Source organism: Streptomyces violaceoruber (assembly GCF_033406955.1).
Taxonomy (GTDB): Bacteria; Actinomycetota; Actinomycetes; order Streptomycetales; family Streptomycetaceae; genus Streptomyces; species Streptomyces violaceoruber.
Genome location: NZ_CP137734.1, coordinates 4232839 through 4257095 on the forward strand (window position 1 = coordinate 4232839; position 24257 = coordinate 4257095).

Consider the following 24257-nt stretch of genomic DNA (forward strand, 5'->3'; position numbering starts at 1 on the left):
CATGCGTGGACGCACATTCCGACGACCACTGATCACGACGAGGGACGGGCGAGCGCGTGGCCGAGGCGGCAGACTTCCAGGGGACCAGTGCCTCACCTGCCCGCCGGTGGCTCCGGCGCACCACGGCGCTGCTCGCCGGGGCGCCGCTGCTGGCCGGTCTGGTCCAGCTGCCCGCCGCCGGCTCGGCGCACGCCGAAGAGGCGACCGCGGCCCTGGCCGACTCCGACTCGGGCTCGGTGGCCGTGGCCGTCGACTCGCTCACCCCCTCCGCGCCCACGGACGGGGACACGGTGACCGTGTCGGGCACCGTGACCAACCACGGCAAGCGGACCGTCACCGACGCCCACGTGGGCCTGCGCGTGGGCCCACCGCTCGACACCCGCTCGTCCGTCGACGCGATCGCCAAGGACAGCGACGATCTCCAGGGCTCCATCTCCCCGGAGATCGACAACAAGTACACGGAGAAGTTCTCCAAGCTCACTCCCGGCGTGGCGGAGCACTTCAACATCTCGGTGCCGGTCGACGAGCTGAACCTCGGCAACGACGGCGTCTACGAATTCGCGGTCTCGCTGTCCGGGGAGACCTCCGCGCAGCCGTGGGAGCAGATCCTCGGCATCCGGCGGACCTTCCTGCCCTGGCAGCCCGACGAGGCCGACACCAAGACCAAGACCACGGCGCTGTGGCCACTCGTCTCGACGACGCACATGGCCGCCGAAACGGGACCGAACGAGGAGCAGACCCCGGTCTTCCTCAATGACGACCTGGCGAAGGAGATCTCCCCCGGCGGCCGCCTGAACCAGATGGTGACGCTGGGCAAGGACCTCGACGTCACCTGGGTGGTCGACCCGGACCTGCTGGCCTCCGTCGACGCGATGACGGGCAGCTACCGCGTCCGGGACGGGGACCAGACCACCGCCGGCACCCACCAGACGGTCGCCAAGCAGTGGCTCGCCGACCTGCAGGACGCGGTGGCCGACGAGGAGGTCGTCGCCCTCCCCTTCGCCGACCCCGACCTGGCTTCCCTCGCCCACAACGGCACGGACGTCACCGGCTCGCTGAGTCAGCTCAAGGAGGCGACGGACGTCGTCGCCAACACCGTCGAGCCGATCCTCCACGTCAGGCCGAGCACCGAGTTCGCCTGGCCCGTGGAAGGCGCCGTCGACCGGTCGATCGTCAAGGTCGCCACCTCCGCGGGCGCCGACAAGGTGATCGCGCGCAGCGACAGCCTCCAGGAGACCGACGCCCTGCCGTACACACCGTCCGCCGCCCGCCCCATCGGTGGCGGCACCACGGCGGTGGTGGCCGACGCCCGGATGTCCACGGCGTTCGAGGGCGACCTGACGACGGCGTCCGCGTCCACGCTCGCCGTGCAGCGCTTCCTCGCCCAGAGCCTGGGCCTGGGCCTGCAGACCGACAAGCAGCGCAGCATGGTCATCGCTCCGCAGCGCACGCCCTCCGGGAGCCAGGCGCGCGCGATGGCCGAAGGGCTGCGGGCCCTTCAGAGCGGCACGTGGTCCCAGTCCCAGAAGCTGGCGGCGGCCGCCGCGGCCAAGCCGGATCCGGACGCCGCCACCAAGGTCCCGGGCATCTCTTCCTACCCTTCGGCGCTGCGCAAGAAGGAGCTGCCCCGGTCGGCGTTCGTGGAGAGCGCGCGGACGCAGGACGCGCTGGACAGCTTCAAGGTCGTGCTCTCGGACCCGTCCCGGGTGGTGACCCCCTTCGGACGCGCCCTGAACCGGGAGCTGTCCGTGTCGTGGCGCGGCCGGGCCGCCGAGGCGGAGTCGTTCCGCGCCGGAGTGAAGTCGTACCTCGACGGGCTGACCGGCCGGGTCAGACTGATCGACAAGTCGGAGACGAAGCTCTCCGGCCGCAGCGCCACCATCCCGGTGACGGTGCAGAACAACCTGGTCCAGGACGTCGGCCCCCTGGTCCTGCGGCTCACCTCGACGAACCCGACCCGCCTCGAGATCGACGGCGCCCGCTACGAGGAGCAGCCGATCTCGGTCTCCGGCGGCCACAGCCAGTCGGTGAAGTTCACCACGTCAGCCAATGCCAACGGCCGGGCGACGGTGATCGCCCAGCTGTACACGACGGACGGGCGGCCGTACGGCAAGCCGGTCACCTTCGACGTGAAGGTCACCGAGATCACGGCCACCGTGATGCTCGTCATCGGAGGCGGTGTCCTGCTGCTCGTCCTCGCCGGCTTCCGGATGTACACGCAGCGCAAGCGCGCTGCGGCCCGTGCCGCCGAGAAGGCGGAGCCGGGCGAGGACCGCGCGGAGGGCGACGAGGGTGATTCCGGAGAGTCGCAGGCTTCGGAGAACGCCGACGACTCTCCGGAGCAGCCGAGTGACCCGACACCGGACACCGCAGCGGAAAGCGACGACCCGTCCGGCACGGGTGAGAGAGTGGACCGTTGAGGATGTCGTGGCCGGTCGGCCCGGGACGATGAGGTGGGGTAACCATGAACGCGCCGTACGACGGTGACCGCGGTCAGGCCGCGGACGGCTCGGGTCACCCCCAGGGCCCGCCGCCGGACCCCGGCCAGACGCCGCCGCAGCCGCCCGCGGACATGTACCTCCAGGACGCCTACGACCAGGATCCCTACCGGGCCCAGGACCTCTCCGCCCAGGATCCGGTCTCCGAGGCGCTCTACGACCGCGCCGCGCACCCCCCGCCGCCCCCGGGCACGTACCCGCCGCAGCAGCCGCTGTACTCCCAGCCCTCCCAGTCGCCCTATGCCCCCGATCCCCGGGTGTGGGCCCAGACGCCCGCCCCGGAGCCGGAGGGACCGACGCAGTACCTGCCGTACGGCGACGACCCTCGGACCACCCAGTTCGTGGGCGTGGACGACCTGGTCGGCCAGGCCGGAGACCAGCGTCACGAGCCGGACGCCTTCGCGCACCTGTTCCGCGACCAGCAGCAGGGCGGCGGCCACCCCTCGTACGACGACCAGGCCGCCGTACCCGCACCCGCACCCGCACCGGGGCCGTACGGCGGGGCGGCGGGGCCGGGCCAGTACGGCGCGCCACCACCACCGCCGCCGGGCCAGTACGGCGGGCACCAGGGGCCCGATCCGTACGGGAACGCTCAGACACACGGTCAGTACGGCGGCTCCGCCCAGTACGGCGGCTCCGCTGCGACGCCCGGGCAGCACGCGGCGCCCGCACCCGGCCAGTACGCGGTGGCTCCCTCACCCGAGGCGGCCGAGGCTCCCCTCCAGGAGCCCGAGCCCGCGCCCGCGGCCAGCCAGGCCGCGCCCAAGAAGGGCGGGCGCGCGGGGGGTCTGCTGAAGTCGAGCGCCGTGATGGCGGCCGGCACGATGGTGTCGCGGCTGACCGGGTTCGTCCGGTCGGCGCTGATCGTCTCGGCTCTCGGCGTCGGTCTGCTCGGCGACACGTTCCAGGTCGCCTACCAGCTGCCCACGATGATCTACATCCTCACCGTCGGCGGCGGTCTCAACTCGGTCTTCGTGCCGCAGCTCGTCCGAGCCATGAAGGACGACGAGGACGGGGGCGAGGCCTTCGCCAACCGCCTCCTGACCCTCGTCATGGTCGCGCTGGGCGCGCTGACAGTCATCACGGTCTTCGCCGCGCCCCTGCTGATCCGGCTCCTGTCCAACCCCGTCGCCAGTGACCCGGCCGCCAACGAGGTCGGTATCACCTTCGTCCGCTACTTCCTGCCGTCCATCTTCTTCATGGGCCTGCACGTGGTGATGGGGCAGGTCCTCAACGCCCGCGGCAGGTTCGGCGCGATGATGTGGACCCCGGTCCTGAACAACATCGTCATCATCGTGACCCTCGGCCTGTTCATCTGGGTCTACGGCACCGCGGAAACCTCGGGCATGAAGGTGACGAGCATCCCGCCGGAGGGCGAGCGTCTGCTCGGCATCGGGGTGCTGCTGGGACTCATCGTGCAGTCCCTGGCCATGATCCCGTACCTGCGGGAGACGGGTTTCCGGCTCCGGCTGCGCTTCGACTGGAGGGGGCACGGGCTCGGCAAGGCCATCACCCTCGCCAAGTGGACGGTCCTGTTCGTCCTGGCCAACCAGGCGGGCGCCATGATCGTCATCCAGCTCTCCACCGCTGCGGGCAAGGCCTCACCCGTCGACGGCACCGGCTTCGCGGCCTACGCCAACGCACAGCTGATCTGGGGCCTGCCGCAGGCCATCATCACCGTCTCGCTGATGGCCGCCCTGCTGCCCCGGATCTCCCGCTCGGCGTCCGAGGAGGACGGGGGAGCGGTCCGGGACGACATTTCCCAGGGCCTGCGCACGACAGCCGTGGCCATCGTTCCCGTCTCCTTCGGCTTCGTCGCGCTGGGCATCCCGATGTGCACGCTCATGTTCGGCTCCTCGGGCACCAGCGAAGCCACCAACATGGGCTACATGCTGATGGCCTTCGGTCTCGGCCTCATCCCGTACTCCGTGCAGTACGTCGTCCTGCGCGCCTTCTACGCCTACGAGGACACCCGCACGCCCTTCTACAACACCGTCATCGTGGCCGTGGTCAACGCCGCCGCCTCGGGCCTGTGTTACCTCCTGCTGCCCTCGCGCTGGGCCGTCGTCGGCATGGCCGCCTCCTACGGCCTGGCCTATGTGATCGGCGTGGGCATCGCCTGGCGCAGGCTGCGCAAGCGGCTCGGCGGGGACCTGGACGGCGCACGGGTGCTGCGCACGTACGCCCGGCTGTGCATCGCGTCCGTCCCGGCCGCCCTGATCGGTGGCGCCGCCTGCTACGCGATCAGCCGCTCGCTCGGCCAGGGCGTCGTGGGATCGTTGGCCGCGCTGCTGGCCGGAGGAGTGCTCCTGTTCGGTGTCTTCTTCGTCGCCGCCCGCCGCATGCGCATCGAAGAGGTCAACTCTCTGGTCGGCATGGTGCGCGGACGCCTGGGACGCTGAGACCCGGGGTAGGCGCACAACCATCGTCCGCCGCTGTGTGTCGTGCTTAGCGGCGGACTGTGGGCACAATTGGGTTCGGCGTCGGACGCGCGGATCGGAAGTCGGCCGACGCGCACGGAATGGGGAGGCAGGAACGACGGTGGCGGAACGGAGCACAGCTGCCGTCGACGTGGCAGACACCAGCGGCGATGAGCCGCTGACCGCACAGGCGGACCAGTCCACGGCCGACGGGGTGGCCAACAACCGGGAGCGGGACACGGACAGCGACGAGGCACAGGGGAACCCCACGAGCGAGGAACCCGGCAAGACCTCGCCACCCGAACTGCACAGCGGGCACAAGCTCGCCAGACGCTACCGCCTCGAGGAGTGCGTCACCCGTCTGGACGGCTTCAGCAGTTGGCGGGCCGTCGACGAGAAGCTGCGCCGCGCCGTCGGAGTCCACCTCCTCCCCGCGGACCACGCGCGCGCCCGGTCCGTGCTGGCCGCGGCGCGCTCCTCCGCCCTGCTCGGCGATCCCCGTTTCGTCCAGGTACTGGACGCCGTCGAGGACAACGACCTCGTCTACGTCGTGCACGAGTGGCTCCCGGACGCCACCGAGCTGACCGCTCTCCTCGCCGCCGGGCCGCTGGAGGTGTACGACGCCTACCAGATGGTCAGTCAGGTCGCGTCGGCCATGGCGGCCGCGCACCGGGAGGGCCTCGCCCATCTTCGTCTGAGCCCCAACGCGGTGCTGCGTACGTCGACGGGCCAGTGGCGGATCCGCGGGCTGGCCGTCAACGCCGCACTGCGCGGCATCAGTTCCGACACTCCGCAGCGCACCGACACCGAGGCCATCGGAGCCCTGCTGTACGCCACGCTCACCCAGCGCTGGCCGTACGAGAGCGACGCGCACGGTCTGGCAGGTCTGCCCAAGGACATCGGGCTGATCCCGCCGGACCAGGTACGCGCCGGCGTCCACCGCGGCCTGTCCGAACTGGCGATGCGGGCGCTCGCCAACGACGGTGCCACCGCTTCCCGGCACGAGTCCCCGTGCACCACGCCGGAGGAACTGGTGAAGGCGATCGGCGAGATGCCGCGCATCCGCCCGCCGGAGCCGGCGTACACCGCACCGCCCCAGTACCAGCGCACGCCCTACCAGCAGGGCGGGTACAGCCGCCCTGCACCGCACCCCGGTGTCACTCAGCCCGTACCGACGCCGCCGCCCCCGCTGCAGAGCCGTACCGGCAAGGCCCTGAAGTGGGGGGTGTCGGCCCTGTTGATCGCCGCGCTCGGCCTCGGCAGTTGGCAGCTCGCGGACGCCCTCATGGAACGGGGCGGCAAGGCCGACGACCCGAACCAGACGCAGACGGTGGACGGCGACAACGACAAGAGCCCGAAGGAGCCGGTCAGCCGACCGATCAGCATCGCGGGCGCGCACGACTACGACCCGTTCGGATCAGACGGGTCCGAATACCCGGAGAACGTCGGCAAGGCCTACGACGGCGACCCCGGAACCTACTGGCAGACGAGCCACTACGCGAGCGCCGACTTCGGGCGGCTGAAGCCCGGTGTGGGCATCGTGGTCGACCTCGGCAAAGTGCAACAGGTCGGCAAGGTGGCCCTGACGTTCGGTGGCGACACTTCGGTGGAGCTCCGCTCCGCCGGGGCCACGGACTCGGAGCCGCAGTCCTTCGAGGGCTACCAGAAGATCGCCGGTGGAAACGGTACGACGGTGGACCTCAAGCCGGACAAGGCGGTGAAGACCCGCTACCTTCTGGTCTGGCTGACCAAGCTGCCGGTGACGGACGGGCAGTTCCGGGGCCGCGTCGCCGACATCAAGGTGACCAGCTGACGGCACCTACCGCAGGGAGAGGGGTGTGATGGCGGGCGGCGCGAGTCATGACGGTGTGACCGACCAGGAGCTGCTCGCCCGCCACGTCGAGGGCGACCCCGACGCCTTCGGTGAGCTTGTGCGCCGTCACCGCGACCGGCTCTGGGCGGTGGCCCTGCGGACGCTGGGGGACCGTGAGGAGGCCGCCGACGCCGTCCAGGACGCCCTCGTCTCCGCCTACCGGGCCGCCCACACCTTCCGCGGGCAGGCGGCCGTCACCACCTGGCTGCACCGGATCACGGTGAACGCCTGTCTGGACCGTGCCCGCAAGGCCGCTTCGCGGAAGACCGCGCCCGTCGACGACACCGAACGCCTGGAGCAGTTGCTGGAGCCGCACGAGTCGGCCTCCGCTCCCGCGGAGCGCAACGACCTGCACCGCCAGCTACTGGAGGCCCTGGGTACCTTGCCCGCCGACCAGCGAGCCGCTCTCGTCCTCGTCGACATGCAGGGCTACCCCGTCGCGGAGGCCGCCCGCATCCTCGACGTACCGACCGGAACGATCAAGAGCCGCTGTGCCCGGGGCAGAGCCCGGCTCCTTCCGCTGCTCACCCACCTGCGTCCGGACGGCAGCGGGGAGAGCAGGAAGCCCGGCCCGGAACGGAACCGGACGCACGGGGCATCCGTCCCACCCGCAGCGGGACCGTCGGAAGCAGGGTCGGGCGATTCAACCGCAGTGAAGGGCGGAGGTGGACGAGCGTGACGTCGTCGACGACAGACATGACCGGGCACCCGGATGTCGCGGAGATCGCCGACCTCGCCGAAGGCCTCCTCCCGACCACACGGACCACCGAAGTACGACAGCACCTGGAAAGCTGCGAGCTCTGCGCGGACGTCTACGCCTCGCTCACGGAGATCCAAGGACTGCTCGGCACCCTGCCTGCCCCGGCACCCATGCCGGACGACGTGGCCGCCCGAATCGACGCCGCTCTGGCAGCCGAGCCACCGCTGGGGATCGCCGACGGCACACGTGTTTCACGTGAAACATCGACGCACGCCGACCGGCCCGCCGGGCACGCCCGCCCCTCCTCCACGGGCCCCGACCGCAAGGACCGCCGGCGAGGCGGGCGACGAAGGATCGCTGTCCTCGGCGCCGTGGCCGCCGCTGCCGCCATCGGAATCGGCTCGGTCGTGGTCTCCTCCCTCACCGAGGACAGCTCCTCCGGCAACACCGCCCGCGAGCAGCAGACCGCGATCGCGGACACCTTCTCCGAGGGCCGGCTCAGGGACAGGGTCACCAACCTCGTCGCGGACGGCAGTGCCGAGAACGGATCCCGCACACCGCGCAGCTTCGGCATGGAGTCCGAGAACGGTGGCGAGACCGCCGAGAACCATGTCTTCAAGCAGCCGACCGTCCCCGAGTGCATCCGCAAGGGCATCGGCCGCGACGACGCTGTGATCGCCACGGAGCCGGGCGTCTACAAGGGCAGGGAAGCCTTGCTGGTGGTACTGCCCGACGCCACCAATGACACCCGGGTCACCGCCTACATCGTCGAGACGGCGTGCGTGGATCAGCCCGCGGTGGGCAAAGCCAAGATCCTTCTCGAGCACTCCTACGCGCGTTCGTAGCGGCCCTTCCACCCTCTCGCAAGGCGAGCTGTGCCCTGCCGCCGTGTGCCCGGGCACAGCGGGAATGCGCGCCCCGTAGGATCCGTTAGGTGGGGTGAGAGTTCCGAGTGCAGCTCCACCCGGCCCTGAAGACGCAGTCCAGAGACGAGGAATGAAGCCGTGAGCGACGTCCGAAACGTGATCATCATCGGCTCCGGGCCCGCCGGCTACACGGCGGCGCTCTACACCGCGCGAGCGTCCCTGAAGCCGCTGGTGTTCGAGGGTGCCGTCACCGCGGGCGGAGCGCTGATGAACACCACCGAGGTGGAGAACTTCCCCGGCTTCCAGGACGGCATCATGGGCCCCGAGCTCATGGACAACATGCGGGCCCAGGCGGAGCGCTTCGGTGCCGAGCTGATCCCGGACGACGTCGTGGCCGTCGACCTCAGCGGCGAGATCAAGACCGTCACCGACACCGCGGGCACGGTCCACCGGGCCAAGGCCGTGATCGTCACCACCGGCTCCCAGCACCGCAAGCTCGGCCTGCCGAACGAGGACGCGCTGTCCGGTCGCGGTGTCTCCTGGTGCGCGACCTGTGACGGCTTCTTCTTCAAGGACCAGGACATCGCCGTGATCGGCGGCGGGGACACCGCGATGGAGGAGGCCACCTTCCTCTCCCGCTTCGCGAAGTCCGTGACGATCGTCCACCGCCGGGACACCCTGCGCGCCTCCAAGGCGATGCAGGAGCGTGCCTTCGCCGACCCCAAGATCTCGTTCGTCTGGGACAGCGAGGTCGCCGAGGTCCAGGGCGACCAGAAGCTTGCGGGCCTGAAGCTGCGCAACGTCAAGACCGGCGAGCTCTCCGATCTGCCGGTGACCGGCCTGTTCATCGCGATCGGCCACGACCCGCGCACCGAGCTCTTCAAGGGCCAGCTGGACCTGGACCCGGAGGGCTACCTGAAGGTCGACGCGCCCTCGACGCGCACCAACCTGACGGGTGTCTTCGGGGCTGGTGACGTGGTCGACCACACCTACCGACAGGCGATCACCGCTGCGGGCACCGGCTGCTCCGCCGCGCTCGACGCCGAGCGCTTCCTCGCCGCCCTCAGCGACGAGGACAAGGCGGAGCCCGAGAAGACCGCCGTCTGACCACCCCATCCCCCGCACCAACCAGTTAGGAGCCCGCCGTGGCCGGCACCCTGAAGCATGTGACTGACGACTCCTTCGAGCAGGACGTCCTCAAGAGCGACAAGCCCGTCCTGGTGGACTTCTGGGCCGCCTGGTGCGGTCCGTGCCGCCAGATCGCGCCGTCCCTCGAGGCCATCGCCGCCGAGTACGGCGACAAGATCGAGATCGTCAAGCTGAACATCGACGAGAACCCGGGTACGGCCGCCAAGTACGGCGTCATGTCCATCCCGACCCTGAACGTCTACCAGGGTGGCGAGGTCGCCAAGACCATCGTCGGTGCGAAGCCGAAGGCCGCGATCGTCCGCGACCTCGAGGACTTCATCGCCGACTGACGATCGCCGACTGACGTTTCACGTGAAACACGAATGGGCCGACCCGAACGGGTCGGCCCATTTGGTGTACAGCGGTCTCCGGTGCCGAGCTACAGCGGCCGCAGCACCGGCTCCTTCTGCACGGCGCCCAGCAGGCGGTCCAGTGCCATCTCCACGTCTTCCTTCCAGGACAGCGTGGAGCGAAGATCCAACCGCAGCCGCGGATGCCGGGGATGCGGTCGGACCGTCTTGAAGCCCACCGCCAGGAGATGATCCGCCGGCAGAACGCAGGCGGGCTCCTTCCAGCGGGCATCGCCGAACGCCTCGATGGCCTTGAAGCCACGACGCAGGAGATCCTTGGCGACCGTCTGGACCATCACCCGGCCCAGCCCTTGGCCCTGGTACCCCGGCATCACGAACGCGGTCATCAACTGAACCGCGTCGGAGGAGACCGGGCTGGTGGGGAAAGCGGCCGAGCGCGGCACATACGCGGGCGGTGCGTAGAGAACGAAGCCCACCGGCACGTCGTCGACGTAGACCACTCGGCCGCAGGATCCCCAGTCCAGCAGCACGGCGGAGATCCAGGACTCCTTCTCCAGGGCCGCCGTACCGGCCTCTACCGCGGCCTCGCCGCTGACGGGGTCCAGTTCCCAGAAGACGCACGAGCGACAGCGCTGGGGAAGGTCCTGAAGGTTGTCCAGCGTGAGCGGTACGAGCCTGCGCCCCATGAAGGCTGTTCCTCGCTTCCTTCCCCTGCCGCGTCGCGGGCGGCTGTCAGAGCGCTCCGTTCCCTGAGCAGGCTGCCGATGAACCCACCGACCGCGCCCAGCCCCAAGCCCGCGCTCACCCATTCGGTGCGGCTCATCGTTCGCATGGCCCCTGCCTTCCTCCCAGAGGTACCGCCAGGTGACAACGCTCTCCCGCTCGCATCGTATCCACGATGCGGTGGACCCGACACCGACGCAAAGCAAAGGGCGGACCGTGTTCCGGTATGCACCGGACACAGTCCGCCCTGTGCCGCTCCTACGGCAGTCGGAGCGCCCCTGGACGCTCCGCCTACCGGAGTCAGGACTCGGCGTCCCCGTCCTCGTCCTCGCCCTCCAGAAGGCCCTTCTGCAGCACGGGGCCCTCTCCGGGAGCGAGACTGCCGAGGATCCGCTCAAGGTCGTCCATGGAGGCGAACTCCACGGTGATCTTGCCCTTTTTCTGACCCAGGTCGACCTTCACACGCGTCTCGAAGCGATCCGAGAGCCGCGTCGCGAGGTCCGACAGCGCTGGGGAGACCAGAGAGCCGGCCCTCGGGCCCTTGGCTCGCTGCGGCTTCTGCGGCCGGGACCCCATGAGGGTCACGATCTCTTCGACCGACCGCACCGAGAGCCCTTCGGCCACGATGCGATGCGCCAGTCGATCCTGCTCCTCCGGGTCGTCGACGGACAGGAGGGCTCGCGCGTGCCCCGCGGAGAGCACACCTGCGGCCACCCGGTTCTGCACCTTCGGGGAGAGCTTCAGCAGACGCAGGGTGTTGGACACCTGCGGGCGGGAGCGGCCGATACGGTCCGCCAGCTGGTCATGCGTGCAGTTGAAGTCCTTCAGCAACTGGTCGTAGGCGAAGGCCTCCTCCAGCGGATTCAGCTGAGCGCGGTGCAGGTTCTCCAGGAGCGCGTCCAGAAGGAGCTTCTCGTCCTCCGTCGCCCGCACGATCGCCGGGATGGCGTCCAGCTCCAGCTCTCGGCAGGCGCGGAAGCGGCGCTCGCCCATGATGAGCTCATAGCGCCCAGGCTCCGTCGGCCGAACGACAACCGGCTGGAGGAGTCCTACCTCTCGGATGGAGGTGACGAGCTCGGCCAGCGCGTCGTCGTCGAAGTCCTTGCGCGGCTGCTTCGGGTTCGGCGTGATGGCGTCGAGTGGAACCTCGGCGAAGTGCGCCCCCATGGGCGGCCGAAGCCCTTCGACGCCCTGGGGTGCCGTCAGCTCTTCGGTTTCACGTGAAACATGCTGAAGCGTGGCCACCTTCGCCGCGGCCACCCCACGCTCGTTCGGCAGCAGCGGCATCGCCCCAGGGGCCGCAGAAGCCGCGCTCCCCAAGGCCGCCGAGGCAACCGACTTCTCGGTCGGGGCGTTGGGGATCAGTGCACCGAGGCCACGACCCAACCCCCTCCGTCGCTCACTCACTGGGTCCCCTCCACCATGCTCGGATCGTTCTGAGCGCCGAGGTGGGCGTGGGTCGCGTCATAGGTGACGCCCACACCCTTCAGCGCGATCTCACGGGCCGCCTCCAGATAGGAGAGGGCTCCACTTGATCCTGGATCGTAGGTCAGTACTGTCTGCCCGTAGCTCGGAGCCTCGGAGATACGGACCGAGCGGGGAATGCTCGTCCGCAACACCTCCTCGCCGAAGTGGCTGCGCACCTCGTCAGCGACCTGCGACGCGAGCCGCGTCCGGCCGTCGTACATGGTGAGGAGGATCGTCGACACATGCAGCGTGGGGTTGAGATGGCCCCGCACCAGGTCGACGTTGCGCAGCAGCTGCCCCAGCCCTTCCAGGGCGTAGTACTCGCACTGGATGGGGATCAGCACCTCTTGGCCCGCGACGAGGGCATTGACGGTCAGCAGACCGAGGGAGGGCGGGCAGTCGATGAGGATGTAGTCCAGCGGCTGCTCGTACGCCGTGATCGCTCGCTGGAGGCGGCTCTCGCGAGCGACCAGCGAGACCAGTTCGATCTCCGCACCGGCGAGATCGATCGTGGCGGGCGCACAGAACAGACCCTCGACATCGGGGACCGGCTGGACCACTTCCGAGAGCGGTCGGCTCTCGACCAGCACGTCGTAGATGGAAGGCACATCGGCGTGATGATCGATCCCCAGCGCGGTGGAGGCATTGCCCTGCGGGTCGAGGTCGACGACCAGGACTCTCGCACCGTGCAGGGCGAGTGACGCGGCAAGATTGACGGTCGTCGTCGTCTTGCCCACACCGCCCTTCTGGTTCGCTACGACCATGACCCGGGTCTGCTCGGGTCGCGGCAGCCCCTCGCCGGCGCGGCCCAGAGCCTCCACCGCCAGCTGGGCAGCACGACCGATCGGCGTGTCGTCCATCGGAGGCGGTGTTTCACGTGAAACATCCGCCCCCATCGACTCGGTACGGGGACCGGGGACCGGATCGGTCATCGGTCCCGCGATATTGGCGTCGGACCGCAAGGATTCACTCTCCTCGACTTCAGGCTCGCAATGAACAGAGCCTCCCATGCCTCTGGGGTCATGAACCAGTGAGGCCTGGTCTTCTGTGGAGAAATCCACCTCTGTGGACAACTCCGTGCCCTCCCCGAGCGACCCTAGAGGCTTCCGGTCGCGGGGGTCGGCCGCGGCGCGGCCGCGGCTGATGATGCCGTGCAGCAGTGAGCGACGTTTCACGTGAAACACGATGCACAGCCGCTGATGCCGAACTGCCGCGACACTCCGGCATGCGTGAGCAGGGCAGCTTGTGTGGAGTACGGCCTGGGTGGAGTACGGCCCGGGTGGAGTACGACTGACCATCCGAGCGAAGCCGGACGCTATCCGCGGCGCCGACGCGTCCGGCCGGTCCGTGCGGCCTTGGCCCGCTTGGCGGCGAAGCGCACACCACCGGGGCTCTCGCCCACCTCTACTCGCACCACGGTGGACAGGGGAGACACGACGCCCTCTCCGACGTGGAGGATGGACGTCTGCTCCGCACCGAGTTTGCTCAGCGCCGCGGTCGCCGCCTTCAGCTCCTCCTCGGCCGTGTCGCCCTTGAGGGCCAGCATCTCCCCGTACGGACGCAGCAGGGGGATGCCCCAGGTGGCGAGGCGGTCCAGCGGAGCTACGGCACGGGCCGTCACCACATGGACCGGCGGCAGCTTGCCCATAACCTCTTCGGCCCGGCCCCGCACCACGGTGACATGGTCCAGGCCCAGCAGCTCCACGACCTCGGTCAGGAAGTTCGTGCGGCGCAGCAACGGCTCGAGAAGGGTGATCTTCAGGTCTTCCCGCACCAGCGCCAGCGGGATACCGGGCAGGCCGGCTCCCGAGCCGACGTCGCACACCGTCACTCCCTCGGGCACAACCTCCGAAAGCACCGCGCAGTTCAGCAGGTGCCGCTCCCAGAGCCGGGGTACTTCTCGCGGGCCGATCAAACCACGCTTCACCCCCGCCTCGGCAAGCAGTTCCGCGTAGCGGACCGCGTCCGCGTAGCGATCACCGAACACATCACGTGCCTGCTCGGGTACAGGGGGGAGCTCCGCTGCCTCCGACACGGGGACCGTCCTTCCGTATGGCACCGGCGCACCGGGCGCCGGAACCAGAACCACCAGAACTATCAGGCTGACAAAATTCGGCCCCGCCTGCGCAACAGACGGGGCCGGGGAACGAGAGAACCGATCAGGCGGGAAGCACGACGACGAAGCGCTCCGGCTCCTCGCCCTCGGACTCGCTGCGCAGTCCCGCGGCCTTGACCGCGTCGTGCACGACCTTGCGCTCGAAGGGCGTCATCGGCTTCAGCCGCACGGACTCGCCGCTGCTCCTGACCTCGGCCGCGGCCTTGGCACCCAGCTCGGACAGCTCGGCGCGCTTGTCGGCGCGGTACCCCGCGATGTCGAGCATCAGGCGGCTGCGGTCACCGGTCTCGCGGTGCACGGCCAGGCGTGTGAGCTCCTGCAGAGCCTCCAGCACCTCACCGTCCCGGCCGACCAGCTTCTCCAGGTCCCTGCTCTTGCTGTCGCTGATGATCGAGACGGAGGCACGGTCGGCCTCGACGTCCATGTCGATGTCGCCGTCGAGGTCGGCGATGTCGAGCAGACCCTCCAGGTAGTCCGCGGCGATCTCGCCCTCCTGCTCGAGGCGAGTGAGGGTGTCTGCACCCTCGGCAGCGGCGGAGATAGTGCCTTCCGTCACGGGATGGACTCCTTCTTACTTCTTCGACGGGGACTTGGGCCGCTGCGGGCCCTTGCGCTGTCCGGACTGGGCCTTGCTGCGGCCACCGCCGCCGGACTTCTGAGCCGGCTTCTTGGCACCGGCGGCAGGCTTGGCGTCCTGCTTGCCGGCCGGTTCGGCGTCCTGCGGCTCGTCCGACTTGGTCAGCGACGTCTTCGGCTCGGCCTCACCGGCGGGCTTGGCCTGGCGCTGGGACTTGCTCTGCCGCTTGGGCTGTTGGCGCTTGGGCTGAGCCGTGGTTGTCACGGTCGAGCCGTCCTCGCTCTGGACGGCCACGGCGGCGTCGTTCTTCACCACGTTGCCGTCGGCCTGGGCGGCCAGGCCCGCCTTGTTCAGACCGTTGATGAACTTGCGCTCGGCCTCGTTGCGGTCCCGGCCCTTGGCGACGATGGCCTTCACGATGGCCTTCTCGCCCCGGCGACGGGTCCTGCCGTGCTCGGTGACGCTCTTGTGCAGCCGCTCCAGGTAGGAGGCCTGCGCCTTGGAGCCCGGCGTCGGGTTGTTGCGGATGACGTACATCTGCTGGCCCATGGTCCACACGTTGGTGGTCAGCCAGTAGACGAGGACACCGACGGGGAAGTTGATACCGAAGACGGCGAACATGACCGGGAAGACGTACATCAGCATCTTCTGCTGCTGCATGAACGGCGTCTTCACCGAGGTGTCGACGTTCTTGGTCATCAGCTGGCGCTGGGTGAAGAACTGCGACGCGGACATCAGCACGATCATGACCGCGGTGATGACCCGGACGTCCGTCAGCGAGGCACCGAGGGATTCCACCTTGGACGCGCCGTCGGTGAACTTCGCGGCCAGCGGGGCACCGAAGATGTGCGCCTTCTGGGCGCTCTCCAGCAGGGGCTGGTTGATCTTGCCGATGGTGTCGCCGGACGCGATGCCGTTGAGCACGTGGTACAGGGCGAAGAAGAACGGGGACTGCGCCAGGATGGGAAGGCACGAGGAGAGCGGGTTGGTACCCGTCTCCTTGTACAGCTTCATCATCTCTTCGGACTGACGCTGCTTGTCGTTCTTGTAGCGCTCCTGGATCTTCTTCATCTCCGGCTGGAGCGTCTGCATCCCGCGCGTCGCCTTGATCTGCTTCACGAAGAGCGGGATCAGGCAGATGCGGATGAGGATCACCAGGGACACGATGGACAGGCCCCAGGCCCATCCGGTGTCAGGTCCGAAGATCGCCCCGTACACCGTGTGGAACTGGACGATGACCCAGGAGACGGGCCAGGTGATAAAGCTGAAGAGGCTGGCAATCGTGTCCACTAATCATGCTCCTTGGGCATGGGGCGAGGTCTCTGCGGCCGGGCTCGAAGGATCGGACGAGCTCGGATGAGCAGGCCTTCCTTCGGTGGCCGGTTCGGCGGCGGAGGTCCCGCCCTTGCGTGCCCGCCAGGCGGCACGCAGCATTTCGTGCCACCGCGGACGCTTGCGCGGCGGAACATGGTCCACGCCGCCCAGCGACCACGGATTGCACCGCAGGATGCGCCAAGCGGTGAGTGCCGTGCCCTTGACGGCTCCGTGCCGGTCGATGGCCGTGTAGCCGTAGTGGGAACACGACGGGTAGTACTTGCACACCGGCCCCAGCAGCGGACTGATCGTCCACTGGTAGAGCTTGATCAGAGCCAGCAGCGGGTACTTCATCGCGCGCCCCCTCCCAGTAGCCGCGCCAGGGCGGCGTCCAGGTCTCGGGCCAGCTGTGCATGGTCGGCGTCACCCGCACCGGGCAGCGCTCGTACGACTACCAGGCTACCGGGGGGCAACAGGTCGATCCGGTCGCGCATCAGATGGCGAAGCCTGCGCTTCACCTTGTTGCGCACGACCGCGACACCCACGGCTTTGCTCACGACGAAACCCGCACGTGTCCGGGGAGCGCTCTCCCCAGGCGCGTGCGGGTCCGTGGCACCGCTTCGAAGGTGGACGACGAGGGTCGGGCGGCCGGCCCGGCGACCTCGTCGTACCGCGGTCGCGAAGTCCTCGCGCCGCCTCAGCCGGTTCTCGGTGGGCAGCACGATGTCATGACCTGACCGGGATCAGGCGGACAGACGGGCGCGACCCTTGCTGCGGCGGGTCGCGAGAATCGCGCGGCCGGCACGGGTACGCATACGCAGCCGGAAGCCGTGGGTCTTCGCGCGGCGACGGTTGTTCGGCTGGAAGGTGCGCTTGCTCACTCGGGGGCTCCAGAAAGATTCGGGTGTTGGCGGGGTGCCGTCCTGGCTGTCACCGTGCGCCCACGAGTAGCTCGCGTTACGCCCGAGTGCACCGCTTTTTCGATCACCTTGGACGTGACCTGTGCCCATCGGAGGCAGGCGGCAGCAGCCATCGACAACTCGACCTGGTTACGGTACGTGCGACTGCGCCATTCGGTCAAACCAGCGGTGACCGGGAGACACTTGTCCACAGGCTGGGGACAACAACTTGAACCCTACCCGTCGCGCTGACTACCGTGACTGGACTCCGATTCGTTCCCTTATCCCTGCCCCACCCGAGTTTCATCCCGACCCGTCCCCGAATCACACCTTCGAGGGACTCGTGAGAGAGCGTGCCCTGTGGCTGACGTACCTGCCGATCTTGCCGCAGTGTGGCCACGCGTATTGGAGCAACTTCTCGGAGAGGGCCGCGGGCAGGGCGTCGAGTCGAAGGACGAGCACTGGATCCGGCGCTGCCAGCCGCTCGCGCTGGTCGCCGACACCGCCCTGCTCGCCGTACCGAACGAATTTGCGAAGGGCGTACTGGAGGGCCGCCTCGCGCCGATCGTCAGCGAGACCCTGAGCCGCGAGTGCGGGCGCCCGATCCGCATCGCGATCACCGTCGACGACACCGCGGGCGAACCCGCCGGCCCCGCTCCGCAGGCGCCCCAGTCGCCGCCCTCCCGCCCCCAGCACCGCTACGAGGAGCCCGAGCTCCCCGCCCCCGGCCAGGGCGGCCGCGAGGAGTACCGCGACCGCGACGAGTACGAGGGATACGGCCGCAACCGCGCCGACCAGCTCCCCACCGCCCGGCCCGCCTATCCGCAGGAGTACCAGCGCCCCGAGCCCGGCTCCTGGCCCCGCCCCGCGCAGCAGGACGACTACGGCTGGCAGCAGCAGCGCCTCGGCTTCCCGGAACGGGACCCCTACGCGTCCCCGAACCAGGAGCCGTACGGCCAGGAGCCGCCGCCCCCGTACTCCCACGAGAACCGCACCTCGTACCAGCAGGACTACCGGCCGCAGCCCCCGGAGCGCCCGTCGTACGACGCCCAGCGCGGCGACTACGAACAGGCCCGCGGTGAGTACGAGCAGCCCCGGGGTGACTACGACAAGCCCCGCGGCGACTACGACCAGCAGCGGGGCGACTACGACCAGCGCGGTCCGCGCCGCGACCTGCCCGAGCCCCCGCCGGGATCCGGACACGTCCACCGAGGCGGCCCCGTCGGCCCCGGTCCGGCCACCGGGGCGCCCGGACCGCTGGCGGCCCAGCCGGCGCCGGCCACCGGCCCGGGCGAGCCGACCGCGCGGCTGAACCCGAAGTACCTCTTCGACACCTTCGTCATCGGCGCCTCGAACCGCTTCGCCCACGCGGCGGCCGTCGCCGTCGCCGAGGCACCCGCCAAGGCCTACAACCCCCTGTTCATCTACGGGGAGTCGGGACTCGGCAAGACGCACCTCCTGCACGCCATCGGGCACTACGCGCGCAGCCTCTACCCCGGCACGCGCGTGCGGTACGTGAGCTCGGAGGAGTTCACCAACGAGTTCATCAACTCCATCCGCGACGGCAAGGGCGACAGCTTCCGCAAGCGCTACCGCGAGATGGACATCCTGCTCGTCGACGACATCCAGTTCCTCGCGGACAAGGAGTCGACGCAGGAGGAGTTCTTCCACACCTTCAACACCCTCCACAACGCCAACAAGCAGATCGTGCTCTCCAGCGACCGGCCGCCCAAGCAGCTGGTGACCCTGGAGGACCGGCTCCGCAACCGCTTCGAGTGGGGCCTGATCACCGACGTCCAGCCGCCGGAGCTGGAGACGCGCATCGCGATCCTGCGCAAGAAGGCGGTCCAGGAGCAGCTCAACGCCCCGCCGGAGGTACTGGAGTTCATCGCCTCCCGGATCTCGCGCAACATCCGCGAGCTGGAGGGGGCGCTGATCCGGGTGACGGCGTTCGCGTCGCTCAACCGGCAGCCGGTGGACCTGGGCCTCACCGAGATCGTCCTCAAGGACCTGATCCCCGGCGGCGAGGACTCGGCCCCCGAGATCACCTCGACGGCCATCATGGGCGCGACCGCGGACTACTTCGGACTGACCGTCGAGGACCTGTGCGGCACCTCGCGGGGGCGCGCGCTCGTGACGGCCCGGCAGATCGCCATGTACCTGTGCCGCGAGCTGACGGACCTCTCCCTGCCGAAGATCGGCGCACTGTTCGGCGGCCGGGACCACACCACGGTGATGCACGCCGACCGCAAGATCCGCAATCTGATGGCCGAGCGGCGCTCGATCTACAACCAGGTGACCGAGCTGACCAACCGCATCAAGAACGGCTGACGACCGCCCCCACCGGTCACGAAGGCGCCTCCGGGACCCCGGGGGCGCCTTTCCCATGCCCCTGGGTAACCCCCGGGCTGTCCCCCCGGATGCCCCCTCGCATGCCCCCTCGCACGTCCCCGCGTCTCCACCGGCTCGTACGGCTGTCCTGTCCGCTGTTCGAATCCCCGCCGGGTTACGGCCGTCCTCCACAGATTCGGCCAGTTTTTTCCGTCCACACCTTGGGGACTGGGAAGTTGTCCCGATCCTGTCCACAGGCCAGCCTGGTGAGGGATCATCAGGGCAGGTCAGGTCCCTGTGGATTCGTGGACGAAGGATCTCCACAGGCTGTGGACAAAGAAATGATCCACAGGCTGTGCATTCAGTTGTCCACGGACAACCCACAGGCTGGACGGTGTTGTCCCCAGCGATCACCAGCTTCTCCACATGCCTGTCCACTGTTCGGCAACGTGACGCGCCCTGTCACCGCGTCGAGTGAAAGCCGTCACACCGGGCTGCCTGGTTGGGCTGTGGGAAACGTGGGTAAAGCTGGGGACGGCGCTGGGGAGAAGTCGCCTCTCCCTGTGCACGGTGTGTGCAGAACTTTCTGTTCTCCACAGATACGCCCGGTTGTCCACCGGCTCCGCCCACAGGACCCGTGGACAAAATTCCTGCTCTGACCTGGGCAAACGAGGTTATCCACGGTATCCACAGGCCCTACTACTACTGACGACTAGAGAGAGAGCGGAATTCGTTTCGAAGCGGGTCCTGTGTACAACTCGGCCTCTCGGGCCCGACCGCGCCTCGTCACGACTTGACCCCGAACGGCACCTACTGTCAGTGGGGTGCGTCAGACTGGTCCCCGGTGTTCTGCCCCTCACAGCGGCGGGCGACACCGGTCAGACGACGAAGGCGAAGCAGGGCGAGCAGCGCCGGCAACAGCAGGAGGCGGCAACAGTGAAGATCCGGGTGGAACGCGACGTACTCGCGGAGGCAGTGGCCTGGGCGGCTCGCAGCCTCCCGGCCCGTCCGCCGGCGCCGGTCCTCGCGGGCCTGCTGCTGAAGGCCGAGGAGGGGCAGCTGAGCCTGTCCAGCTTCGACTACGAGGTCTCGGCGCGGGTGTCGGTGGAGGCCGAGATCGAGGAGGAGGGCACGGTCCTCGTCTCCGGCCGTCTGCTCGCCGACATCTCCCGCGCCCTGCCCAACCGGCCGGTGGAGATCTCCACAGACGGTGTACGGGCGACGGTGGTCTGCGGCTCCTCGCGGTTCACCCTCCACACCCTGCCGGTGGAGGAGTACCCGGCGCTGCCGCAGATGCCGGAGGCGACCGGCACGGTCCCCGGCGAGGTCTTCGCCTCGGCCGTGCAGCAGGTGGCGATCGCCGCGGGCCGCGACGACACGCTGCCCGTCCTGACCGGTGTGCGCATCGAGATCGAGGGCGACTCGGTGACGCTGGCCTCCACCGACCGCTACCGCTTCGCGGTCCGCGAGTTCCTGTGGAAGCCGGAGAACCCGGACATCTCCGCGGTCGCCCTGGTGCCCGCCAAGACGCTCCAGGACACCGCCAAGGCGCTGACCAGCGGTGACCAGGTGATCCTGGCGCTGTCCGGTTCGGGCGCGGGCGAGGGCCTGATCGGTTTCGAGGGCGCGGGCCGCCGGACGACGACGCGTCTGCTGGAGGGTGACCTCCCGAAGTACAAGACGCTGTTCCCGACCGAGTTCAACAGCGTCGCCGTGATCGAGACCGCCCCCTTCGTGGAGGCCGTCAAGCGCGTGGCCCTGGTCGCCGAGCGCAACACCCCGGTGCGGCTCAGCTTCGAGCAGGGCGTGCTCATCCTGGAGGCCGGCTCCAGCGACGACGCACAGGCTGTGGAAAGGGTCGACGCGCAGCTGGAGGGCGACGACATCTCGATCGCCTTCAACCCGACCTTCCTGCTGGACGGTCTGAGCGCCATCGACTCCCCGGTCGCCCAGCTGTCCTTCACGACCTCCACGAAGCCGGCGCTGCTCAGCGGCAGGCCCGCGGTGGACGCCGAGGCGGACGAGGCCTACAAGTACCTGATCATGCCGGTGCGGCTGAGCGGCTGAGCGGCTGAGCGGCTGAGTCCGCGGACCGTCGCCCGCCGGCCGGTGGCGCCGTCGGCGGCTGTCCACAGGGTGGGGACGAACCCGCAGGTGGGGGCATACGTCTGAGCGCGTATGCCCACAGCTGTGCACGGGCGTGCGGGTTTAGGCTCGACGCGGGTACGAAAGTGCCGCGGCACCCGTCCGGCGGGTTCGGAGGTGCCGCCTTGCCACCTCGCACACCTAAGGAACGCAACTGATGGAGCTCGGTCTCGTCGGCCTCGGCAAGATGGGCGGCAACATGCGCGAGCGGATCCGCCGCGCGGGCCACACCGTCGTCGGATACGACCGCAATCCGGACCTCGCCGACGTCCACAGCCTGGAAGAGCTTGTGGGCAAGCTCAGCGCCCCGCGCGTGGTGTGGGTGATGGTCCCGGCCGGCGAGGCCACCCAGGCCACCGTCGACCGGCTCGGCGAGCTGCTGGAGCCCGGCGACGTGGTCGTGGACGGCGGCAACTCCCGCTGGACGGACGACGAGAAGCACGCCGAGGAGCTGGCGGCCAAGGGCATAGGCTTCGTCGACTGCGGCGTCTCCGGGGGCGTGTGGGGCCTGGAGAACGGCTACGCGCTGATGTACGGCGGCGACGCGGAGAACGTCGCCAAGGTGCAGCCGGTCTTCGACGCCCTCAAGCCGGAGGGCGACTTCGGTGCCGTGCACGCCGGCAAGGTGGGCGCGGGCCACTTCGCGAAGATGGTCCACAACGGCATCGAGTACGCCATGATGCAGGCCTACGCCGAGGGCTGGGAGCTGCTGGAGAAGGTCGACTCCGTGGAGAACGTCCGCGAGGTCTTCCGGTCCTGGCAGGAGGGCACGGTGATCCGCTCCTGGCTCCTCGACCTCGCGGTCAACGCGCTCGACGACGACGAGCACCTGGACGGGCTCCGGGGTTATGCACAGGACTCCGGTGAGGGACGCTGGACTGTGGAGGCGGCGATCGACAACGCGGTGCCGCTGCCCGCGATCACGGCCTCCCTCTTCGCGCGGTTCGCGTCCCGCCAGGACGACTCGCCGCAGATGAAGATGATCGCGGCGCTGCGCAACCAGTTCGGCGGCCACGCGGTCGAGAAGAAGTAACCGGAACGCTGGGGAGGTCGGCGCACGACCATGCACGTCACGCATCTGTCGCTGGCCGACTTCCGTTCGTACGCCCGGGTCGAGGTGCCCCTGGACCCGGGCGTCACCGCCTTCGTCGGCCCGAACGGGCAGGGCAAGACGAACCTGGTCGAGGCGGTCGGCTACCTCGCCACCCTCGGCAGCCACCGGGTCTCCTCCGACGCCCCCCTGGTGCGCATGGGCGCCGAGCGTGCCGTGATCCGGGCCCAGGTCCGGCAGGGCGAGCGGCAGCAGCTGATCGAGCTGGAGCTGAACCCGGGCCGGGCCAACCGCGCCCGCGTCAACAGGTCCTCGCAGGTCAAACCGCGTGACGTGCTCGGCATCGTGCGCACCGTGCTGTTCGCGCCGGAGGACCTCGCGCTGGTGAAGGGCGACCCGGGCGAGCGGCGCCGTTTCCTGGACGAGCTGATCACCGCCCGTTCCCCGCGGATGGCGGGAGTGCGTTCGGACTACGACCGGGTCCTCAAGCAGCGCAACACCCTGCTGAAGTCGGCCGCGCTCGCCCGCCGGCACGGCGGCCGGACGATGGACCTGTCCACGCTCGACGTCTGGGACCAGCACCTCGCGCGCGCGGGCGCCGAGCTGCTCGCCCAGCGCCTGGACCTGATCGCGTCCGTGCAGCCGCTGGCCGACAAGGCGTACGAGCAGCTGGCCCCGGGCGGGGGCCCGGTCGCCCTGGAGTACAAGCCGTCGGCGCCCGGTGAGGCGCACACGCGTGAGGACCTGTACGAGCAGCTGATGGCGGCGCTCGCCGAGGCGCGCAAGCAGGAGATCGAGCGGGGCGTCACCCTGGTCGGTCCGCACCGGGACGACCTGCTGCTCAAGCTCGGCTCGCTGCCCGCCAAGGGCTACGCCTCCCAGGGCGAGTCGTGGTCGTACGCGCTGGCGCTGCGGCTGGCCTCGTTCGACCTGCTGCGGGCCGAGGGGAACGAGCCGGTGCTGGTGCTGGACGACGTGTTCGCCGAGCTGGACGCGCGGCGCCGGGAGCGGCTGGCGGAGCTGGTGGCGCCCGGGGAGCAGGTGCTGGTCACGGCCGCGGTCGACGACGACGTACCGCATGTGCTCGCGGGGGCGCGGTTCACGGTGGCGGAGGGCACGGTGGAGCGCGTATGAGCGCGGACGCACCGGAGCCGGGCCCCGGACAGTCCCCCGGCGAGCGCGCGAGCGGCGGTCCGGAGCCGTCCGGCGTCGACCTCGCGCGCGTGGCGCTCAGGGCGGCGCGGGAGGCGGCACGCGCGCGTGGGGACGCGGCCCAGCAGAAGAAGCAGGCGCGGCGCGGGGGCCTGCGCTCCGGGGCGCGGGCCGACGGCCGTGACCCCATGGCGCTGGGTTCCGCGATCAACCGGCTGATCACCGAGCGCGGCTGGGAGACACCGGCCGCGGTGGGCGGGGTGATGGGCCGCTGGCCGGAGATCGTCGGTGCGGACGTGGCGAAGCACTGTGTGCCGGAGCGGTACGACGAGGACGAGCGGGTGCTGGTGGTGCGCTGCGACTCGACGGCGTGGGCGACGAACCTGCGGCTGCTCGCGCCGACACTGGTGGCGCGCCTCAACGAGGACCTGGGGCACGGGTCGGTACGGATGATCAAGGTTCTCGGACCGGGTGGCCCGGGCGGGCCGGGCCGGCGGTACGGGCCGTTGCGGGCCCCCGGGAGCCAGGGTCCGGGGGACACCTACGGGTGATGTGCGGGCGTTCTGGCACCCCGTCAGGGATGCGTGATGTACCTCACAAAAAACGGCGGCGACGGGCGGCGTGAA

General features: G+C 69.6%; 21 protein-coding genes. 12 read left to right on the plus strand and 9 right to left on the minus strand.

Features of this window, described 5'->3' with window-relative positions; translation table 11 throughout:
• Positions 1-56 precede the first annotated feature (56 nt).
• The 7 genes from R2E43_RS18950 to trxA all read left to right on the plus strand — a co-directional run bounded on the left by R2E43_RS18950 (position 57) and on the right by trxA (position 9835).
• Positions 57-2420 (plus strand): DUF6049 family protein, encoded by a 2364-nt coding sequence (locus R2E43_RS18950; RefSeq protein WP_332056392.1) that lies wholly within the window; start codon positions 57-59, stop codon positions 2418-2420.
• A gap of 44 nt (positions 2421-2464) precedes the next feature.
• Complete coding sequence (gene murJ / locus R2E43_RS18955; protein ID WP_003975037.1) at positions 2465-4900, plus strand: murein biosynthesis integral membrane protein MurJ; 2436 nt, start codon at positions 2465-2467, stop codon at positions 4898-4900.
• A gap of 139 nt (positions 4901-5039) precedes the next feature.
• Complete coding sequence (locus tag R2E43_RS18960) at positions 5040-6731, plus strand: protein kinase family protein (RefSeq protein ID WP_011029296.1); 1692 nt, start codon at positions 5040-5042, stop codon at positions 6729-6731.
• Positions 6732-6759: 28 nt separating this feature from the next.
• Positions 6760-7470: an RNA polymerase sigma factor SigM gene (gene sigM, locus R2E43_RS18965; RefSeq protein WP_332056393.1), complete on the plus strand. Its 711-nt coding sequence runs from the start codon at positions 6760-6762 to the stop codon at positions 7468-7470.
• Positions 7471-7487: 17 nt separating this feature from the next.
• Entirely contained in the window at positions 7488-8336 is an 849-nt protein-coding gene (locus tag R2E43_RS18970; RefSeq protein WP_332057122.1) for an anti-sigma factor family protein, read from the plus strand.
• A 159-nt stretch (positions 8337-8495) separates the two neighbouring features.
• Positions 8496-9464: a thioredoxin-disulfide reductase gene (trxB, locus tag R2E43_RS18975; protein ID WP_003975041.1), complete on the plus strand. Its 969-nt coding sequence runs from the start codon at positions 8496-8498 to the stop codon at positions 9462-9464.
• A 38-nt stretch (positions 9465-9502) separates the two neighbouring features.
• A complete protein-coding gene (gene trxA / locus R2E43_RS18980; RefSeq protein ID WP_122616554.1) occupies positions 9503-9835 on the plus strand; it encodes a thioredoxin in 333 nt (110 codons plus the stop codon).
• Between the two features lie 89 nt (positions 9836-9924).
• On the opposite strand, the gene R2E43_RS18985 is transcribed toward trxA, so the two are convergent.
• The 9 genes from R2E43_RS18985 to rpmH form a co-directional block, all read right to left on the minus strand.
• Complete coding sequence (locus tag R2E43_RS18985) at positions 9925-10542, minus strand: GNAT family N-acetyltransferase (RefSeq protein ID WP_003975043.1); 618 nt, start codon at positions 10540-10542, stop codon at positions 9925-9927.
• A gap of 337 nt (positions 10543-10879) precedes the next feature.
• A complete protein-coding gene (locus R2E43_RS18990; RefSeq protein WP_030863476.1) occupies positions 10880-11986 on the minus strand; it encodes a ParB/RepB/Spo0J family partition protein in 1107 nt (368 codons plus the stop codon).
• Positions 11983-13056 (minus strand): ParA family protein, encoded by a 1074-nt coding sequence (locus R2E43_RS18995; RefSeq protein WP_003975045.1) that lies wholly within the window; start codon positions 13054-13056, stop codon positions 11983-11985. Before R2E43_RS18995 ends, R2E43_RS18990 begins: the two co-directional genes overlap by 4 nt.
• A gap of 305 nt (positions 13057-13361) precedes the next feature.
• Positions 13362-14081, minus strand: coding sequence for a 16S rRNA (guanine(527)-N(7))-methyltransferase RsmG (rsmG, locus tag R2E43_RS19000; RefSeq protein WP_011029291.1), 720 nt, complete (start codon positions 14079-14081; stop codon positions 13362-13364).
• A 124-nt stretch (positions 14082-14205) separates the two neighbouring features.
• Complete coding sequence (locus R2E43_RS19005) at positions 14206-14718, minus strand: Jag family protein (RefSeq protein ID WP_030863460.1); 513 nt, start codon at positions 14716-14718, stop codon at positions 14206-14208.
• A 15-nt stretch (positions 14719-14733) separates the two neighbouring features.
• Positions 14734-16029 (minus strand): membrane protein insertase YidC, encoded by a 1296-nt coding sequence (gene yidC / locus R2E43_RS19010; RefSeq protein WP_189283209.1) that lies wholly within the window; start codon positions 16027-16029, stop codon positions 14734-14736.
• Between the two features lie 3 nt (positions 16030-16032).
• Positions 16033-16407: a membrane protein insertion efficiency factor YidD gene (yidD, locus tag R2E43_RS19015; protein ID WP_003975049.1), complete on the minus strand. Its 375-nt coding sequence runs from the start codon at positions 16405-16407 to the stop codon at positions 16033-16035.
• The gene (gene rnpA / locus R2E43_RS19020) at positions 16404-16775 is read right to left on the minus strand and encodes a ribonuclease P protein component (RefSeq protein WP_003975050.1); all 372 of its coding nucleotides are present in this window, start codon (positions 16773-16775) and stop codon (positions 16404-16406) included. The genes yidD and rnpA overlap by 4 nt, the downstream gene beginning before the upstream one ends.
• A 21-nt stretch (positions 16776-16796) precedes the next feature.
• Positions 16797-16934 (minus strand): 50S ribosomal protein L34, encoded by a 138-nt coding sequence (gene rpmH / locus R2E43_RS19025; protein ID WP_003975051.1) that lies wholly within the window; start codon positions 16932-16934, stop codon positions 16797-16799.
• A gap of 378 nt (positions 16935-17312) precedes the next feature.
• On the opposite strand from rpmH, the gene dnaA reads away from it, so the two are divergent.
• The 5 genes from dnaA (at position 17313) to R2E43_RS19050 (ending at position 24182) form a co-directional block, all read left to right on the plus strand.
• Positions 17313-19283 (plus strand): chromosomal replication initiator protein DnaA, encoded by a 1971-nt coding sequence (gene dnaA / locus R2E43_RS19030; protein ID WP_011029287.1) that lies wholly within the window; start codon positions 17313-17315, stop codon positions 19281-19283.
• Between the two features lie 936 nt (positions 19284-20219).
• Entirely contained in the window at positions 20220-21350 is a 1131-nt protein-coding gene (gene dnaN, locus R2E43_RS19035; protein WP_003975054.1) for a DNA polymerase III subunit beta, read from the plus strand.
• 235 nt (positions 21351-21585) lie between these two features.
• Positions 21586-22461, plus strand: a complete 876-nt coding sequence (gene gnd, locus R2E43_RS19040) for a phosphogluconate dehydrogenase (NAD(+)-dependent, decarboxylating) (protein WP_011029286.1) — start codon at positions 21586-21588, stop codon at positions 22459-22461.
• A gap of 30 nt (positions 22462-22491) precedes the next feature.
• Positions 22492-23613 (plus strand): DNA replication/repair protein RecF, encoded by a 1122-nt coding sequence (recF, locus tag R2E43_RS19045; protein WP_332056394.1) that lies wholly within the window; start codon positions 22492-22494, stop codon positions 23611-23613.
• Positions 23610-24182 (plus strand): DUF721 domain-containing protein, encoded by a 573-nt coding sequence (locus R2E43_RS19050; RefSeq protein WP_003975057.1) that lies wholly within the window; start codon positions 23610-23612, stop codon positions 24180-24182. The genes recF and R2E43_RS19050 overlap by 4 nt, the downstream gene beginning before the upstream one ends.
• The last annotated feature ends 75 nt before the right edge of the window (positions 24183-24257 follow it).